This is a genomic window from Vibrio glycogenivorans (genome assembly GCF_051660965.1).
GTDB lineage: Bacteria > Pseudomonadota > Gammaproteobacteria > Enterobacterales > Vibrionaceae > Vibrio.
On record NZ_JBPVIS010000001.1, the window covers coordinates 458956 to 476824 of the forward strand.

Annotated in this window: 20 protein-coding genes; 6 read left to right on the top strand and 14 right to left on the bottom strand. The window is 50.2% G+C overall.

Features of this window, described 5'->3' with window-relative positions; all coding sequences use genetic code 11:
- Positions 1-65 precede the first annotated feature (65 nt).
- The 10 genes from ACSTTG_RS02040 to ACSTTG_RS02085 all read right to left on the bottom strand — a co-directional run bounded on the left by ACSTTG_RS02040 (position 66) and on the right by ACSTTG_RS02085 (position 10959).
- Complete coding sequence (locus ACSTTG_RS02040; RefSeq protein ID WP_438473659.1) at positions 66-1520, bottom strand: sigma-54 dependent transcriptional regulator; 1455 nt, start codon at positions 1518-1520, stop codon at positions 66-68.
- Between the two features lie 377 nt (positions 1521-1897).
- Positions 1898-2311: a flagellar export chaperone FliS gene (gene fliS / locus ACSTTG_RS02045; RefSeq protein WP_438460631.1), complete on the bottom strand. Its 414-nt coding sequence runs from the start codon at positions 2309-2311 to the stop codon at positions 1898-1900.
- Positions 2312-2324: 13 nt separating this feature from the next.
- Complete coding sequence (locus tag ACSTTG_RS02050; protein ID WP_438460630.1) at positions 2325-2627, bottom strand: flagellar protein FliT; 303 nt, start codon at positions 2625-2627, stop codon at positions 2325-2327.
- Positions 2628-2649: 22 nt separating this feature from the next.
- A complete protein-coding gene (gene fliD / locus ACSTTG_RS02055) occupies positions 2650-4629 on the bottom strand; it encodes a flagellar filament capping protein FliD (RefSeq protein ID WP_438460629.1) in 1980 nt (659 codons plus the stop codon).
- 17 nt (positions 4630-4646) lie between these two features.
- Positions 4647-5075 (bottom strand): flagellar protein FlaG, encoded by a 429-nt coding sequence (locus tag ACSTTG_RS02060; RefSeq protein WP_438473660.1) that lies wholly within the window; start codon positions 5073-5075, stop codon positions 4647-4649.
- Between the two features lie 87 nt (positions 5076-5162).
- A complete protein-coding gene (locus ACSTTG_RS02065) occupies positions 5163-6296 on the bottom strand; it encodes a flagellin (protein WP_438473661.1) in 1134 nt (377 codons plus the stop codon).
- Between the two features lie 274 nt (positions 6297-6570).
- Positions 6571-7707, bottom strand: a complete 1137-nt coding sequence (locus tag ACSTTG_RS02070; RefSeq protein WP_438460626.1) for a flagellin — start codon at positions 7705-7707, stop codon at positions 6571-6573.
- Positions 7708-7955: 248 nt separating this feature from the next.
- Positions 7956-9092 carry a flagellin gene (locus tag ACSTTG_RS02075; RefSeq protein WP_438473663.1) on the bottom strand — a complete coding sequence of 379 codons (1137 nt, stop codon included), beginning with the start codon at positions 9090-9092 and terminating at the stop codon, positions 7956-7958.
- 352 nt (positions 9093-9444) lie between these two features.
- Positions 9445-10347 (bottom strand): Dyp-type peroxidase, encoded by a 903-nt coding sequence (locus ACSTTG_RS02080; protein WP_438473664.1) that lies wholly within the window; start codon positions 10345-10347, stop codon positions 9445-9447.
- Between the two features lie 138 nt (positions 10348-10485).
- Positions 10486-10959 carry a DUF2919 domain-containing protein gene (locus ACSTTG_RS02085; RefSeq protein WP_438461296.1) on the bottom strand — a complete coding sequence of 158 codons (474 nt, stop codon included), beginning with the start codon at positions 10957-10959 and terminating at the stop codon, positions 10486-10488.
- Positions 10960-11045: 86 nt separating this feature from the next.
- On the opposite strand from ACSTTG_RS02085, the gene ACSTTG_RS02090 reads away from it, so the two are divergent.
- A complete protein-coding gene (locus ACSTTG_RS02090; protein ID WP_438473665.1) occupies positions 11046-11393 on the top strand; it encodes a DUF2956 domain-containing protein in 348 nt (115 codons plus the stop codon).
- Positions 11390-11737, top strand: coding sequence for a DUF4156 domain-containing protein (locus tag ACSTTG_RS02095; RefSeq protein ID WP_438473666.1), 348 nt, complete (start codon positions 11390-11392; stop codon positions 11735-11737). Before ACSTTG_RS02090 ends, ACSTTG_RS02095 begins: the two co-directional genes overlap by 4 nt.
- Before the next feature lie 88 nt (positions 11738-11825).
- Here the strand turns inward: ACSTTG_RS02095 and ACSTTG_RS02100 are convergent, their stop codons facing one another.
- The gene (locus tag ACSTTG_RS02100) at positions 11826-12107 is read right to left on the bottom strand and encodes a winged helix-turn-helix domain-containing protein (RefSeq protein ID WP_438461293.1); all 282 of its coding nucleotides are present in this window, start codon (positions 12105-12107) and stop codon (positions 11826-11828) included.
- A gap of 176 nt (positions 12108-12283) precedes the next feature.
- The gene (locus ACSTTG_RS02105; RefSeq protein ID WP_438473667.1) at positions 12284-13048 is read right to left on the bottom strand and encodes an ion transporter; all 765 of its coding nucleotides are present in this window, start codon (positions 13046-13048) and stop codon (positions 12284-12286) included.
- Between the two features lie 139 nt (positions 13049-13187).
- On the opposite strand from ACSTTG_RS02105, the gene ACSTTG_RS02110 reads away from it, so the two are divergent.
- From ACSTTG_RS02110 to ACSTTG_RS02125, 4 genes are read left to right on the top strand one after another with little or no spacing between them, the layout of a single operon-like run.
- Positions 13188-13544, top strand: coding sequence for an ArsC family reductase (locus ACSTTG_RS02110; RefSeq protein WP_438461291.1), 357 nt, complete (start codon positions 13188-13190; stop codon positions 13542-13544).
- Between the two features lie 60 nt (positions 13545-13604).
- Complete coding sequence (gene dapE, locus ACSTTG_RS02115) at positions 13605-14741, top strand: succinyl-diaminopimelate desuccinylase (RefSeq protein WP_438461290.1); 1137 nt, start codon at positions 13605-13607, stop codon at positions 14739-14741.
- Positions 14742-15443, top strand: a complete 702-nt coding sequence (locus ACSTTG_RS02120; RefSeq protein ID WP_438473668.1) for a M15 family metallopeptidase — start codon at positions 14742-14744, stop codon at positions 15441-15443. It begins immediately after the preceding gene.
- Positions 15427-15603, top strand: a complete 177-nt coding sequence (locus ACSTTG_RS02125; protein WP_438461288.1) for a DUF2897 family protein — start codon at positions 15427-15429, stop codon at positions 15601-15603. Before ACSTTG_RS02120 ends, ACSTTG_RS02125 begins: the two co-directional genes overlap by 17 nt.
- 134 nt (positions 15604-15737) lie before the next feature.
- On the opposite strand, the gene bamC is transcribed toward ACSTTG_RS02125, so the two are convergent.
- Positions 15738-16760, bottom strand: a complete 1023-nt coding sequence (gene bamC / locus ACSTTG_RS02130) for an outer membrane protein assembly factor BamC (RefSeq protein WP_438461287.1) — start codon at positions 16758-16760, stop codon at positions 15738-15740.
- 65 nt (positions 16761-16825) lie between these two features.
- Positions 16826-17704, bottom strand: a complete 879-nt coding sequence (gene dapA / locus ACSTTG_RS02135) for a 4-hydroxy-tetrahydrodipicolinate synthase (protein ID WP_438461286.1) — start codon at positions 17702-17704, stop codon at positions 16826-16828.
- Positions 17705-17869 lie beyond the last annotated feature (165 nt).

Genomic DNA, 17869 nt, shown 5'->3' on the forward strand with positions numbered 1-17869 from the left:
ATAAAAGAACAAAAGCCCGAATCAAAGAAGTTTCAGGCTGTTATATATGCATTATTGTTAACTGACTAGCGCTGTATATTGTACTTGCGCATTTTCTCCACCAAGGTGGTACGACGCATGGCCAGCATATCCGCCGCTCTTGCCACCACGCCCCCTTGTGCATCCAAGGCTTGGCTGATCATGCTGGTTTCTATCTCGACCAGCACCTCTTTCAAATTAATCCCTTCGTCCGGTAGCGATTCCAGCAGCGTCATGCTCGGCTCGGGCTCTTCAAAGCTAAAATCTTGGGCGAAGATATCCGCCAATGCATCACGCTCTTGCTCTTCAATCGACTTCTCATCAACAACGTCAGGCTCAAACTGAGGCGTGTCGCCATAACGATAGTTTTTCGGCAGATGATTAACATCAACCAAGCTATTGGGATAGAGGATCACCATTCGCTCAATCAAATTTGCCAGCTCTCGCACGTTACCCGGCCATTGATGCTGCGTCAGTGAACTGATCGCTCGTGGCGTAAAACAGATGGCGGCAGAGCCCTGTGCTTCCATTCGTGCCATTAGCTCGCGCAACAGCAATGGAATATCCATATGACGCTCACGCAATGGTGGCATCTCAATCGGGAACACGTTGAGTCTATAATACAAGTCTTCGCGGAAAGTACCGTCCTCGATCATCTGCTCAAGGTTACGGTGAGTCGCCGCGACAATGCGCACATTGGCCTGGATGGTGGTATTTCCTCCAACACGCTCAAAACTGCGCTCTTGGAGCACACGCAGCAGTTTGACCTGCATCGACATCGGCATATCACCGATCTCATCAAGAAAAATCGTCCCGCCATCGGCTAGCTCAAAGCGCCCTTTGCGGGTCGTCAGCGCACCGGTAAATGCACCCTTTTCATGGCCAAACAGCTCACTTTCAAGCAAGTCGGCAGGGATCGCACCGCAATTGATCGGCACAAACAGACCATTTCGACGCGGCGAATGATAGTGAATGTTACGCGCTACGACCTCTTTACCAGTCCCAGACTCACCTAAAATCAACACGCTCGCTTCGGTGCTTGCGACCTGACCTATCATATGTCTGACTTGCTGTATTCCCTGACTCTGTCCGACGAGGCTACGAAATAATGTATTGCCTTGAGAGACACCTGCCTGGGGGTGAGCTCGCTCAGCAAGTTCCTTACAGTGGCGCAATGCTTCCGCCAATTGGGGATAGTTAAGTGGGTACTCTAGCTCCCCTACGTATTGCGCCTTGTGCTCAAGCGAATACGGGTGTGAGCCCACCACAAGCAAAGGGATATGAGTGGCCATAGTGAGCTGCTGGTTCAACTTCACCGGCACCTGACCGCCATCAAGCGAACCGATAACGCAACCGGACCAAGGCAAAGTCCAATCAATACTCTCAATCTCACTGGAGCCAATGGCGTGACACTGCTCGCCGACAAACTCAAAAATGTTACTCAGATTAGTGCGCAGCTGCGCATCATCCTCAATCACGAGTATTTTTAACAAACCTAGCATGGATAAATCGATTGCCTTTAAAACTGGTTGACTGACACAAGTGTAATTATTATGAGCCGATTCCTTTGCCGATAAGGAACTCAGCCTCAGCGAGCTGATATTAAGCTCTTGGTCGTGTTGTGTCAGTTGACGATGGTGATACGAGTCAAAATAATGACGCCGTGATGCTACCCATCAAAATTGCGCCGAACTCTACTGAATTGGGCGAGAATGGTGGGTATTTTATTGGATTTGGCACAGAAGGCAACCAAGTGGTCACGGGATGTGACCTCTTCGGAGGAATTTACTGGTATTTGTGTCAAAACAAACCAGTTTTATCGACAATTTTATCGCCAGGCGCCGGGCAAAACTGTTTGCCCGATCGCGCTATCTTCAATTTAAGACATACCAATGTCAGCGGCGGTCAAATTATGGTATTGATGTGGGATTTGGTCCCATGCAGATTTGATTTCACGCAAGATCTCCACAACATCGTCCAAAGGTTGCGGATCATTGGCGATGTTCGCCGAAGAAATCTGACTGATCATAAACTCATAAAGCTGATCCAAGTTACGCGCAATATCGCCACCGTCTTCCATCGACAAGCAAGAGCGCAGACTGATAACGATATCTAGCGCCTTGCCTAATCGCTCGCCCTTCATCGCAATATTGCCTTGCATCATCGCTGCTTTGCCTTGGATCAAGCGCTCAATCGCACCCGCCATGAGCATCTGGACGACTTTGTGGGGGGACGCCGCGCTAAGCTGACTGTCTACCGAAACTTTTTTGTATGCCTGTAACGAACCGCGCATGGCTATCCTCTTACTATAAAAACTTTTTGTATTGTTGAACTGATTTCAAACCCTGACGGTGACGGTGTAAGGCAGCTCCTGCCTGACGCGTTACCTGCTCCATCTGTCTAACCAGTGTTTGGGTGCTTTGCACCAGAGCCTGCCAGTCGTGGCTTGATGCGAGGTGAGGCTGCTGCCGTATCTCAGCCAGCGCACTCTCAAGCATCGTTTCTCTCTTATCGACCAATGACTGGATTTCTTCAGTCGAATATTGCTCATTGCCCAGCACATGGGCAATTGTTTGATCGAGTTCATGTATTTGCTGGTAACGACTCATCGCTCTAGATCAACCTTATCCACTAACCCAACACATTCATCATGCCAGACAGCTGAGCTTGCATATTGCTCGTCGCATCCTGCATAGCAGCAAAGCGATCATGAGTACGCTTTTGCAAGCTCTCCATGCGCCGATCAAGCGCCGCCTGATCATCGCGCAGGCGGTGGTTGCGCTCGACAATACCGTGCTCACGCGAGCGAATCGTGCCAGTGGGTCCGGTCAGGCTATGGATTGCATCCTCAACTTTGCGTGCAAAACCGTTGTTGCCACCAAAAAAACTCTCCAACTGATGGAAGTTGCCCTCAAGCTGGCGATTCAGGGTCTGGTGATTAATCTCCAGATGCCCCTCTCGCGTGGTGGTGATACCAAAAGAGCTCAAGGTCCCCATATCAGCAGGCGCCCCCTCAACGCGTGTGGTAAACACGCCCTTCAAGCGGCTCTCTGCACTGCGCACCAAGCTATCCCCGGCTAGCGGCCCCGCTCGACCTGTGACCGGGTCAACGCTGGCCAAGTCTTTCGAGACAAAATGAAACTGATTATAAGCGTGAACAAACTGCTCTATCTGATCGCGCACACGGTCACGATCATAGTCCACGCTCACCTCAGCCGGGCGCTCACCAGGCTCTGAGGTATTAAGTAGGGTCAGGTTGACCCCGTCGATAGCATTCTCAATCACATTATTGCTGCTACTGACCTGCGCGATGCCATCAAGCATCACCTTGGCGTCTTGCGCCGCTTCCACCTGAGTCAACCCGCTGTAGGCATCAAAGGCCTGTTGCGCCGCGAGCAACTCATCGTTAACCCTATCCACCTCTTCAAGATGCGCGCGCTCCTCCTCTGACAGCTTGGCTCGCTCGGCCTGTTTCGCTTCCTCTTCAGTGATCTCTCCACTGGCAAGCGCGGCGGCAATCGCTGCTTTCTCGGCGGCGAGCTGCTTGTCGAGCTTGTCTTGCGCCTCGGCCGGCGTGACATAAGAGTCGGTCAGCGTTCCCGATGCCGTATTGCTCCAACCCGGCACTTGCTTGGACTTGGCGCGCGCTTTCGCATCCAGCTCCGGCTTGGGCTCATAATACGAGTCCAGTAAGGTGCCTGAGGCGGCCTCGCTCCAGCCAGGGATGCGGTCTTGTGGCCTTTGATACACGCTTGTCTGCTCAGCCGCTTTCACGGCAGCTGCACTATCAAGGTCAGCGCTATCACGGGCAACATTGGGATCAGACTGAGCCGCGGCTGTTTCTTCAGCCACTTGCGCATCCACCGTTTTGGCGGCATCAATCAAGGTATCAGCAACCTGTTGGGCGGCAAGCTTTTGCTCTGGGCTTAATGGGCTTATTAGCTCTTGAGCGGCGGCACGGGCCTGTTCAAGATCTCGAACCCTCTGCTCTAAGGTTTTGTATTCCAGCTGCTTAAGACCACTATCGGCCCCTTGCGACTTTACTACGATCGATATGGCATGCTTCTCACCCGTTTGGTCGGAAGCAAGAATAAGGCGAGGCCCATCGACATCGTTAATGACCGAAGCCCGCACCCCAGGGTTGGCCTTCTCATCATTAATGCCACGAACGATGTCGCTGAGCTTACTGTTTTCTTTAACGTCTAACGTGAAACTACGACGACCCAGTTTGATCTGCAGCTCGCCAGGCCCAAACTCTTCATCCTCGGCAAACACGCCCGAGGCAAGTTTGTGCCCTTGCGCAAGCTGCAACACATCAACAGAGTATCGTCCTGCGATGGCTTCCGTCGTCGCGGTTGCCGACACTAAGCCGTCATCCGTACTTCCCACTGCGCGAGCAGCGTAAGCGCGCTCCTGACGAAAATCAGCCATCAGATACTTCATCGTATCCAGCGACTCTTTGAGTCGACCATAAGCACTAATACTGGTCTCATTGTCAGCGCGTTCATTGTCGATGCGTTGCTGTTTCGGCACTCGCTCTGCATCAACCATCTTGCTGACCATGGAATTAATATCCATGCCAGTATTCATCCCCATTGGGCCTAAACTCATGTCACCACCTTAAAAACCTAGACTTTATCGTTCAACAACCCGCTGCGTTGTCCACTGGACTGTTGTCGAAGTCGTCTGAGTACCTCTAACAGTTCTTCATCGGGTATTTGTCGGATCAGCTCACCTGTATCCACATCGAAAATTGACACCACATCCCGTCCCGAGTCTTCATCTTTCTTGAAGGCCAGGCTCTTGTTCATGGATGAGATAAACTCGTTCAATTGCTCGACGACTTTCTCACGCTCTTGCTCATTGAGCTTATGTTGCGCCAAGTTCGTCTTCGTGACGTTTGGCCCACCATCTGTGCGTGATTCCGCTACCCCAATCTTGTCGCTGCCCACTTTATGAGCGGCAACCTGTTTCGGCTCTTGGTTTTTTAAAGCAAGTTTAATGCCACTTTGAGAGTCGTAAGGATGGGTAGTTGATGTGCCGGAGTAATATTCCATACCACCTCTCCCGTCCTGTACATTACCCTCTAACGCGTCCTACGTTAGAGCTCTCAATAAGCTTCAAACGAAACCTATCGAATAACCTTACAGCAAGCTCAGTGCCGCATTTGGTGTCTGCTTAGCTTGCGCCAGTACTGACGTACTTGCTTGCTGCAGGATCTGCGACTTGGTCAATGCTGTGGTCTCTTTGGCGTAATCCGTATCTTGGATGCGGCTACGAGACGCATTAACGTTTTCGTTAATGTTGTCTAGGTTATTGATTGTGTGGTTAAAGCGGTTCTGAATCGCACCAAGCTCTGCACGCTGACTATCTACGGCCTTAAGGGCACCGTCGATAACCGCCACGGCTTGTTGTGAGCCTGCCACAGTCGTGATATCCACATCATTGACTGTTTTGTGCTCGGCGTTCTTCACGCTCAAACCCAGGTCTGACGCAAGATTACCACCGACTTTCAGCGTTGAAGTGTCTACAACGGTCTCTGCGGCAAAAAGCTGCAGTTTGTTGTCTTCACCCACAGACGCTTTCAAATCAGGGCTGTGACCATTGATGTATGTCGCCACCTGCTCTAGGTCATCACCAGCTTTCATCTCGATCTCAAGGCGCTGCGCGTCACCGTTACCATCGGTGTAGTCCATGCGTAGCATCTCGCCGCCTTGCGCTGTCCAACCCGCACCAACATCTTTACCCTTGATCTCAACACCACCCATTTCTGCAGTGTCAGAACGCATGTTACCCATGGTCATGATCACGGCTTCACCTGAAGAGGCACCGATTTGGAAAGATTGTTGACCGTATGTGCCGTTCAATAGCTTGTTGCCACCAAATGACGTTGTTTCTGCAATACGGTTAAGCTCGTTATTTAGCGCCGTCACTTCCTCTTGTAGTGCGATACGCTCGCCCTTAGAGTTAGAACCATTCGCCGACTGTAGCGACAAGTCACGCATACGCTGAAGGATGTTAGTCGACTCTTGCATCGCACCTTCTGCGGTTTGTGCAATCGAGATACCATCATTTGCGTTGCGTACTGCTACATCCAGACCACGGCTTTGTGACGTCAAACGGTTTGAGATCTGAAGGCCTGCTGCATCATCTTTTGCGCTATTGATTTTATAGCCAGATGACAGGCGCTCCATTGATCGGTTTACGTCGTTTGCTGCATTGCTTAGGTTACGCTGAGCCGTCATAGCTGCAACGTTAGTATTTACGTTAATTGCCATAGTCGATCTCCTTAGGCATTGGGTTTACGCGCCTTCGTGTCTCTCACCTCACTTGGACGCATATCATTTCTCTCCATCTCTTAACGGCGGACAGAGCAATAGCTTTAGGAAAAAAATCGGTTTTTTTTAATTTTTTTGGCTTTAGGGCAATTTATTGTCACTAGCACGTAAAACCCAACGTTTGATGCGTTTTAGCACCCAATAAAATCCGCTTAATCTAAACACAAAAAATCCAGCCGAAGCTGGATTTTTTCTTGAGTTGATTGCTGGCTAATTAGCCTAGCAAGCTTAGCGCTGAGTTTGGCGCTTGCTTGGCTTGTGCCAAGATAGTGCTTGACGCTTGCGATAGGATTTGTGACTTGGTCAACGCCGTCGTTTCGCGGGCAAAGTCGGTATCCTTGATGCGGCTCTTCGACGCATTCACATTTTCGTTAATGTTATCTAGGTTGTTGATAGTGTGGTTAAAGCGGTTTTGAATCGCACCAAGCTCAGCACGGTGGCTATCGACATATTTAAGCGCTGAATCGATAATCGCTACTGACTCTTGCGAACCGCCTACCGAAGTCACATCGATATCATTCACTGTCACTGCTTCAGCGCGACCCATTTGCAGCTCTTTGCCTAGTGAGCCACCAAACTGGATACGCTCAGAGGTATCAACATTGTTTGAGCCAGCGTAAAGTTGCAGTGCGCCGTTTTCATTCACTGATGCTTGAACCGCGTCCGTTTGACCGTTGATGTAGGTCGCAAGCTGCTCGACATCGTCGCCAAGTTTGGCATTGATCTCAAGTTTTTGCTTATTGCCGTCAAGGTCGGTAAAGCTGATGGTTAGGTCCTTGTCCTCACCAACCGTCCAGTTAGCGTCCATTTCGTTACGAGCAACGTGTGAAAGGCCACCCATTTGCGCCGTGTCAGAGCGTAGGTCTTTCAGCTCCATGATAACCGCTTCACCCGCATCAGCACCGATTTGGAACGATTGAGTGCCGTAGGTGCCGTTGATCAGCTTTTGGCCACCGAACGATGTGGTCTCTGCGATACGGTTAAGCTCATTGTTTAGCGCCGTTACTTCTTCTTGAATCGCGATACGCTCTGCCTTTGAGTTTGAGCCGTTTGCTGATTGTAGAGAAAGGTCACGCATGCGCTGTAGAATGTTGGTGGTCTCGTTCATCGCGCCTTCTGCAGTTTGGGCGATAGAGATACCGTCGTTCGCGTTGCGTACTGCTACATCAAGACCGCGACTTTGTACGTTCAAGCGGTTTGAGATTTGCAGACCTGCCGCATCATCTTTAGCACTGTTGATCTTGAAGCCTGATGATAGACGCTCCATCGATGTGTGCTGCGCATTGTTTGCGTTGTTCAGGTGACGTTGAGCGGTCATTGCTGCGACGTTGGTGTTTACATTTACTGCCATGGTGATTTCTCCAATTGATTTTCCGGTTGTTGCGGCTTCCGACGTCTCGGAAAACCAAGTAGTTCTCTCAAAGTTACTTCTAGTAACGGCGCCGGTGGAAAATCCTTTAGGAAAAAAATCACTTTTTTAAGAAAAATATCCCGTTGGGACAAAATTCACTCATTTAGCATCAAAATTGCATTTTTTCTCTAATTTTGACTCAAGTTCTGTCAGTCGCTGTCGATATCTTTCGCCCTTACAAGCTCGGGCTAACCATTAAGCAAGGTGAGCGCGAGATCTGGCTGGCGTTTGGCCTGGGCCAATATCGTCGTACTGACTTGCTGCAGGATCTGCTGCTTAACCATCTGAGTCGTCTCTTTGGCATAATCGGTATCCTTGATGCGACTATTAGATGCAGCGAGATTCTCGTGGATATTGTCGAGGTTATTGATGGCATGACCAAAGCGGTTTTGCAGCGCGCCAAGTTCAGCGCGATGGCTATCGATATATTGCAGTGCCGTGTCCAATACTGCCACCGCCTGCTGAGCACCGCCGACCGAGCGGATATCCAGATCATCGACGGCCTGATAACCAGTCGCGACCATATGCAGCTCACTCGCCAAACCACCAGCAAAGCTAATCGTTCCTGACGTCTCGCTGCCCGCAATATAGACCTGAAGAAAGCCATCCTCGTCCACCGAAGCACTCAGCGCATCGGTCTGTCCATTGATATAGGTGGCCAACTGCTCTATGTCATCGCCCTCTTTCGCCTCAATCACAAAGTGTTGCCACTCTCCGTGAGGGTCTAGATAGGCGATTGATAACTCTTGATACCCAGCGCTGACCGTCCAGTCACTGTCTTTCGCTACTCGCGCGCGATGCACTAACCCCCCCATCTCAAGGGCATCACTGCGCATCGATTTTAGAGAGACATCAACCGCCTCACCGCTCGCGGCGCCAATCTGAAATGCAGCACTGCCAAACTGACCATTGAGTAACTTACGCCCGCCAAAGGATGTGGTCTCAGCAATCCGATTCAACTCATCATTAAGCTGGCTCATCTCTTCTTGCAGAGCGTTGCGCTCAGCCGCTGAGTTAGAGCCATTGGCCGCTTGCAAAGACAAGTCACGCATCCGCTGGATGATATGGGTGCTCTCCTGCATCGCACCTTCTGCCGTCTGCATGATTGAGATGCCATCATTAGCATTACGCACCGCGACATCCAGTCCACGCATTTGCGACTCGAGACGATTTGAGATCTGCAGCCCTGCCGCATCATCCTTAGCACTGTTGATCCGACTCCCCGAAGACAAACGCTCCAGAGATTGGTTCAGCGCACTCGTTGCGTTCGACAAATGACGCTGCGCGGTCATCGCTGCCGTATTGGTGTTCACTGTGACGGTCATAATATTCCATAAAAGACGAAAGACAGATGCTCAGCGTTTTATCGGCGGCGGTGGGTGAATCTTTAGAATTTTCGAGAAGCGAGAAGCGAGAAGCGAGAAGCGAGAAGCGAGAAGCGAGAAGCGAGAAGCGAGAAGCGAGAAGCGAGAAGCGAGAAGCGAGAAGCGAGAAGCGAGAAGCGAGAAGCGAGAAGCGAGAAAATTTGCTGGGTTGACATGGCACTGTCAACCCTTTTTCACACCGGTAGCTCAACAAAACCTATAAAGTTTAGTTTTCAGCAGGAAATGCAACGCACTCCCCTCGCCTCTCGCAGGGCATAGCCCGATCTCGATTCTCGACTCTTAAACTGAAGGGTTATTTCAGTTTAAGCTCACCAAGCATTGTCGCTGATGGAGCAAAGAAGTATGCGCCAGTTACCGCGTGCGTGAAACGCAGTAGTTGGTCAGTTTTACCATCCGTGACACCGTACATGCTGTTCAGCATCGCTTGGAAGTTGTGCAGGGTATTACAGTAGGCAATAAACAGTAGACCATGGTCGCCACTGACGCTGCCGTATGGCAAGCTGTGGCGGACGATCTTAAGGCCCTTGCCTTTCTCTTTGATGTCTACACGACCGACGTGTGATTGCGCCGGCACATCTTCAAGCTCAATCGAGTCTGGCTTGGTGCGACCCACCACTTTTTCTTGCGCAGAGATGTTAAGGCGGTTCCAAGCTGGAAGGTTATGGATAAAACGCTGAACCATCACATAACTGCCACCGACAAACTCACCCTCAGGGATGATGGCCACATCTTGGCGAGCTGCACCCTCTGGGTTCTCGGTACCATCGACAAAATCTGTCATATCGCGCGAATCTAGGTAGCGGAAGCCATTGGTTTCATCGACTATCTCAACCGACTCTTCCACCATAGAGATAAACTTGCGCAGAACAAAGAAGTGTAAGTCCGGGCGCTGAGAGTGACAGTGGATCAGCACATCGACATCCGTTGCAGGCGCAGTGTTCTCACCTTCTCCAAGAGGCTCAAACGCCACCAGCTCTTTTGGCATGGATGCGTCTAGCTGTGACCAAAACTGATGAGTAAAGGCGATAGAGAGTGTCAACTGTGCTCCAGGTTGGCTCTGATTAAGCTCTGCAACGAAAGCCGGTAGCGCTTGCAATTGCGCGAGTACTTCTGCTGGGTTAGAGCGAACCTTGAGCTGAGTGTAAAGTGCAAAAGGGCCTGCTTCAGGCAGGATCGCGGTTTGAACTTCGGACATGGGGTTTCCTTTATGTTGAGTCAAGAACGCCTTTTCGGTCTGACTTAAATTATCTAATTACTTACGATCAAAGCACTATATTACTTTTGTGAAATGTCGCTAACAATCGCCTCCAGTATATAGTGCGCAAGAGAAGATTTATTGATGTCGTTCAATTTCAAAGCCATTGCGCAGTAGGCAATCCCTAACGGTTTGACTTTTTACTAGATACAAACCAAACCAAAGCAGGCCAACCAGCGTAAGCCCCAGTGACCAGCTAAATGCACCGCGAGCCAGGTAAATATGGTAAAAGGTCTGCGTCGCTTGCAACGCAATCATTACCATTGTCACCGGTTTTGCATGGGAGACAATCACATTGATCACTTTTCTCTCTTGGTTCCGCAAGGCAATCAACCACATAAAAATGAGAGCAGGAGCCCCAATGACCATACCAATGATCATTAAACGACTGTCTGGATAGACGAATTCAAGGATCTTTCCTCCTTCATCAAAACTGGCCCCGGCAACGATAAACACCAGCCATGCTCTGGCGAGGAAAAGCCAACCTAACCAGAGTAAGGTGGGTGTTCTTAGGTATCCGTGGTCGGTATAGCGGTCCATTGGGTAGCGCAAATTCCTCTCCATAAACATTGGTTTCATAAAATGACAGCGGTATTATGACATCATTGTGTTATCACTCGCGAGCTTTGAAATTTCTAATGAATAAAAACGATACCCCTTCCCAACAAGCGCAAGATGAAGCGCTTAAGATTGCCCGAGCGACGCAAAAGCCCGGTCAGACCAAAGAGCAAACCAAATTGATCGCACAGGGCATTGCCAAGGGGATCGCTCAGTACAAGAAGCAACAGAAAGAGCGCAACCGTAAAGCAGATAAAGCCAAGAAGCAGGCACAAAAAGCCAAAGTGGCGCAAACAAAAGAGACTACACTCAACACACAACCCGTGGTCGACGCCCACCCAGTGCCAGCGGCCTCTTCAAAGCTGCCATGGTTATTATTGGTAATAAGTTGGCTTGGATTTATTCTGTTATGGATGATGAGAGCATGACCCGTTGCAAAAGGCTCAGAGTACTTTTCGTTAACTTAGTCGCAATTGCTGTGACGGGTTGTACCACACCGCTAGCTCAACTTAACCAGTATGCCGAAGAGATTGAGATCCGGCTAGATAGTAAGTTTACACCCGACGGGTGTCAATGGCTCGGTGATGTCACTGGTAGTGAAGGTCATTGGTACAGCTACTTATTTTTTCCCAACGACACTATGGTCAGAGGCGCAGTAAACGACCTTAGAAACAACGCCCTAGCACTTGGGGCGGATACGGTGTTTATGATGTCACCACAAGACTTTGTTACATCCTTTACTGTCTTTGGGGTAGCGTATCGCTGCCAATAGACGTGTGAGGCTCGCATCAACCTGATGTAAAAAAAGACCTGTCCAAAGGAACAGGTCTTTTTTCAATCCAAATGACGATACAGTGCAATTAAGCGGTAATACTCGTCACAATGTCCGTCTTCTTCGACAGCACCCACTGGCTATCGAAAGGGCCCCAGTCAGACAAGCGGTAATAACCGTCATTGTGACGACGACCATCCTGGACGAAATTTAGTGAAATCCCAATCCCTGGTAGTGCTTTAAGCACATCTTGGATCGTGCGGCGTGGCCACCCTGTCAGTTCAATTAGCTTTGGAACGTTTGGACGCTCCTCGCTATCCACTAGTAAAGCAATATAAAGTCGTCTTGCGAAAACAGGACTCAGTTCCATTGATAATACCTCCCTAAAAATGTCTAGAACATTATTAGTGTTCTTGTTCTAAATTACTTGTTTCGGATCAAGATTCTACCTAACTTATAAAAAAATTAATGCAACTAGTTGTATTTATTGCTTCATTTTATTGATTTGAAACATTTTATAACATACAGCAATCTGTTTGCGTGTTTTTACTTGCCAGCTTGTTGTTCTATAACGGCTTGTAATTGAGCAATTTGCCCTCTGAGTGCACTGACCTCATTTTTCATTTCAGCTATCTCCGTGTGCCCCTGCAACTCGTCGTCATCGACAAACCAAGTTGCGACAAATCCGGTAAAGGTACCAAACAGTCCCACTCCTGAGATCATCAACATGGTCGCAATCATCCGCCCTCCCGTTGTCACAGGATAATAGTCGCCATAGCCGACCGTGGTCATGGTCACAAACGCCCACCACAAGGCGTCAATTGCATTGGTGATGTTCGCCCCTGCGACATCGCGCTCGAACTCCAAAATGCCCACCGCACCAAACACAATCAGAATAATCGACATGGCAGCCACCAAAGAAAAGGTGCCTTGCATGCGCGAGCGCAGAACAAAGGTCAACAGCATTTTGACCGATCGAATCACCCGCATGATGCGAAAGATACGCGCCACGCTGACCAAACGCCCATAACGAAGGTTGTCCAAGAGCGGAATACTCGATAGCAGGTCGATCCAACCCCACCTCATATAAGCCCACTTATTGGGCGCCTTGGCAAAACGCAGCACAAAGTCGAGTAAAAAGAACAGACACACCACAGTGTCAGCCACACGCAGTACCTGACGGACATCTTCTTGTGGATTAAATATGTGGCCAAACAGCAAGGCGAGCAGTACATAGATGGATAGTATCAGGGTAAAAATCTGAAATGGTCCAATCTGCTCAATCTCTTTCTCTGAGGTTTGATTTTGCATTATATTCGCCTCTCGCCTTTCTCAATATTCGTCAGTCAAGTTGTGTGCAATGCCAACGCAAATACCGAGCGCCTATAGACACACCAAGGTTGGGATTGATACATTCGGTGCTTCAGTTTTCAAAACCGTAGGAAGCACTATGTCGATTACCATGTATGGTATCCCAAACTGCGACACAATAAAAAAAGCCAAACGCTGGCTAGAAGAGAATAATGTCGCCTTCGAATTCCACGACTACCGCAAGCAAGGTGTTGATCTTGCAATGATCGAACGCTTTTGTAGCCAGCTCGATTGGCAAACGGTGATCAACAAGCGTGGCACCACGTACCGTCAGTTAACCGATGAGCAAAAAGCCGCCCTCTCACCAGAGACGGTCGGTCAGTTGTTGGTCGACTCGCCAGCGATGATTAAACGCCCGATCTTGGATGTGAACGGTACACTGCACCTTGGCTTCAAAGCCGAGCAGTACCAAGCACTGTTTACACTACAAGACTAGACTCCGCCTAATAGTATCAACCCGGGCACACAAGGTGCCCAATCGTTAAGGAAAACCCAAATGTCAGATAGCCCTGTAATTAGCCTGGCTAAAGACCTAATTAGTCGCCGCTCCGTGACCCCAGAGGATGCGGGCTGCCAACCGGTGATGATTGAACGCCTTAAAGCACTGGGCTTTGAAGTGGAAGTCATGGTGTTTGAAGACACCACCAACTTCTGGGCTCGCCGCGGTACCCAGGCGCCTTTGTTTGCTTTTGCTGGTCACACCGACGTGGTCCCATCCGGCCCTGAAGAGCTATGGCACACCCCCCCTTTTACCCCAACTATCATCGAAGACTACCTTCATGGGCGCGGCGCAGCTGACATGAAAAGCTCGCTTGCCTGCATGATTGTCGCAGTCGAGCGCTTTATTGAGCAGCACCCAGATCATCGCGGCTCAATTGGCTTTCTGATCACCTCAGATGAAGAAGGCCCATTTATTAACGGTACTACTCGCGTGGTTGACACCTTGATGGAGCGCAACGAACCAATCGATATGTGTATTGTCGGTGAGCCGTCAAGCACACATCACGTGGGCGATGTGATCAAGAACGGACGTCGCGGCTCGATTACCGGCGATTTGACCGTTAAGGGAACACAAGGCCACGTGGCCTACCCTCACCTGGCCAATAACCCGGTTCACCAAGCACTGCCTGCACTGGCCGAGCTGGCGGCAACTAAGTGGGATGAAGGCAATGCCTACTTCCCGCCTACTAGCTTCCAAATCCCGAACCTTGCCGCTGGTACTGGAGCCTCGAATGTCATTCCTGGTGAGTTCTCGGTACAGTTCAATTTCCGCTTTAGTACTGAGCTGACTGATGTTGAAATCAAGCGCCGCGTTCATTCTACGCTCGATGCGCATGGCCTCGACTACGACCTACAGTGGACTCTGAGTGGTCATCCATTCTTGACCGATCATGGTGAGCTGCTGAGCGCGGTTGTGGATGCGGTTGAAGAAGTCAATCACAAAACGCCAGAGCTTTTGACCACCGGCGGCACGTCAGATGCTCGCTTTATCGCGCGTATGGGTGCTCAAGTGGTCGAGCTTGGCCCGGTGAACGCGACTATCCATAAGGTCAATGAGTGCGTCAGTGTGCCCGATCTGGAGAAGTTGACCGATATGTACCAGAAGACACTCGATAACCTATTGGTGAAATAGATGCTATCCCCCAGCCAGCTCGTTGGTCTCGATGACTCGCACCTTATCCAGTGCAACGTTGGACAAAAAGCTTTTATGCTCCATCCACAGGTCTCACGCGATCTTTTGGCGCTTAAAGCCGCCGCAGAGCAGGCTGGGATGAATCTCTGTATCGCTTCAGGCTTTCGAAGCTTCGAGCGTCAGCAGCTGATCTGGAATAGCAAAATGTCTGGCGAGCGGGTGAGTTTGGACATCCATGGCCAGCCTGTCGACCTTGCTACGCTCAGTGAACGCAATAAAATTGCGACTGTTTTGCTCTGGTCAGCATTACCTGGTACCAGCCGCCACCACTGGGGAAGTGATTTCGACCTGTATGACGCCAACGCCACCAGCGCAGAGCGGCCACTGCAGCTTACCCAGCAAGAATACCTGAGCGGCGACCAGCAAGCCTTTTTTGGCTGGCTGCGCACAGCCGCGCCTCGCTTTGGTTTTTTCTTCCCATTTGACGGCGTTCACAGCGGTTATCAATTTGAGCCTTGGCACATCAGTCATCTGGCGACTTGGCACAAAATAAAAGCCCAGCTTACGCCCCAATCCCTCTACCAGACAATCAGCCAACAATCTGTGCTCGGCTTTGAGTCGATCGCAAATGAGTTTAACCGGATCTATACTGACTATGTATTGGCGGTTAATGAAGGGGATTTAGATGGCATTTTTGACTAACCCTTGGGTGATCAGCCTGCTTGCGATGGCCTTTATCGCCGGTAATCTTCTGGCGCTAAGACATGTCTCTAAGGTACAGATGCGCAAGTCAAAAACCATGTCTGACTTAGAGAAGCTTGCCGAGCTCGATGAAAAAAACGAACAAAGGCTGAAAAAATAGTATCGAGGTGCGGGGACGGGCGAAGCCCTACGAGGTGCGAGGAGTGTGGGCACGTGGTAGATTCCTCGCTCCCCGGAACGCAGTGAAACCCGCTCCCCGCCCCTAAAAAAATCCCCTCCGGAGAGGGGATTTTTTTATTCTTGGTTGGCTAGTGCGGCGAGCACTGGGGCCATGTCTTTGAGTAATTCCTCAGTGACTGGCTTGCCTTTTGAGTCGGTGACGTTGATTGAGGTGCGGTTACCTAGATCACCAAACAGGAAGGTATACACTCCCAAGTCCAGATTCATTGGTTTGACACCGATTTCGGTCCAGAACTCATCATCCGGTGCAGCATAGCGAGCTTTTAACTGACCTTGCGACTGGTTGCGATCTTCAATCTCAAAGCCCATCTCAGGGAGTAGGCTTGGCAGGCGCTGCCATAACACGTTGTATGGCGTACGCGCGATGATCACTGGTAAGCCACTGCGGTCAGTTCCCATAGAGATTGGGATCTGCTTAACCAGCTCTTGAGCTTTGCGCTCTGCTTCTTCACGCAAGTCTTGGTCGTAACGTCCAGTCACTTGGTTGGTCATCAGCACGTTGTAACGCTCACGATTGGTTGCTGAGACAGGAAGCTCCTTCCCATCCTCACGCCAGTCGATGAGTGACACCTTAAAGCCAAAGCGATTGTTGGCCTCAAAGCGACTGATCTCATAGCGACTACCAAGCTCAACATCTTCATCTTCCGAGATCCAGCTCACCCAGTCGGTTTCGATGCGTTGGTCGGTCTGACTGACAAGCGCAATATCACGCTCATTCAGCATCGTCTGAGCGGTTTGCCAGACACGATCCATCTCATCGGCCCTCAACAGCCATAGTGTCGCCTCACCACTCTCGCCACGCTCGATACGCGCGCCAGGGATCAGCTCTAAGATCTGTTGCGGCGGGCGAATATCGACCTGGCGCCCGATCTCACCCTGAAATTCTCCCTTGGGAATTAGGTAGTTTGGGTATACCTCGGTCTCGACACCTTCTGGTGACTGCCACTGACTCAGCTCAGGAGTCTTGAGGTATTCAAAGTCGTCTTTAGCCTGACGACGCTGTGCCGGACTGCTAGAGCAAGCCGCTAAAACAAAAACAGCTAGAGATCCGACTACTAGCTGAGAAGACAATTTCATTTTCGCTCCTAGATTGTGCCGACGTGCGTCGGCACCTATCAATACACTATGGTTGTGCTGCTTAGTTACACAAGACCGGCTTGTTTCATTGCCTCGGTCACGGTTGGCTTGGATGCTTCGGTCAAAGGCGTCAAAGGCAAACGAAGATCGCCACGCTCAATCAAGCCCAGCTGATGTGCCGCCCACTTGACTGGGATCGGGCTCGACTCAATAAACAGTTTGTGGTGCAGTGCCATCAAGCGCTGATTGATCGCCTCAGCTTCTTCATACAAACCGTCTTTTGCCAAATCAAACATTTTTGCCATATCGGCAGCAGCAATATTGTTGGTAACTGAGATGACCCCATCACCGCCTTGGCGGACAAAATCCAAGCCCGTGGCATCATCACCACTGAGTAAGATAAAATCTTGGCCACAAAGTTCACGATGAGTTGCAATTCGTGACAAATCTCCAGTGGCATCTTTAAGGGCCACGATATTTTCTATCTCTGCCAAGCGGCCAACAGTCTCTGGTAACAGGTCTACTGCCGTGCGGCCCGGTACATTGTACAGAATTTGCGGCACATCAGTGGCTTCAGCAATCGCTTTATAGTGCTGATAAAGCCCCTCTTGCGTCGGCTTGTTGTAGTACGGGGTCACACTCAAGCAACCCGCAATACCTGAATTATTCAGTAGGCGGCTAAAGGTCACTGCCTCGTGCGTGGCGTTTGCACCAGTCCCAGCGATGATTGGCAGGCGTCCATCAGCGAACTCAACCGTTTTCATCACTACTTTGACGTGTTCGTCGACAGTCAGTGTTGCAGACTCGCCTGTTGTCCCTACTGCAACGATGCCTTTCGTGCCCGCCGCTACGTGGTATTCAACCAACTTTTTCAAGCCAACGTAATCCACTTCACCATCGTGATTGAAAGGGGTAATTAACGCGACGATACTTCCTGAAAACATGACTATCTCCCTAATTAGTTTATCTTGGCATGTTACTGTAGCTTCGAGCGTAAACACAAGCGAAGTTGAGTCAATAGTTTCACAATTTCGCCGATAGATTGTTCTTGCCGAGCAATTGTTTGCCGCTTATCGCAATTTATGTTGGTAAATTAACCACTCTTGAAC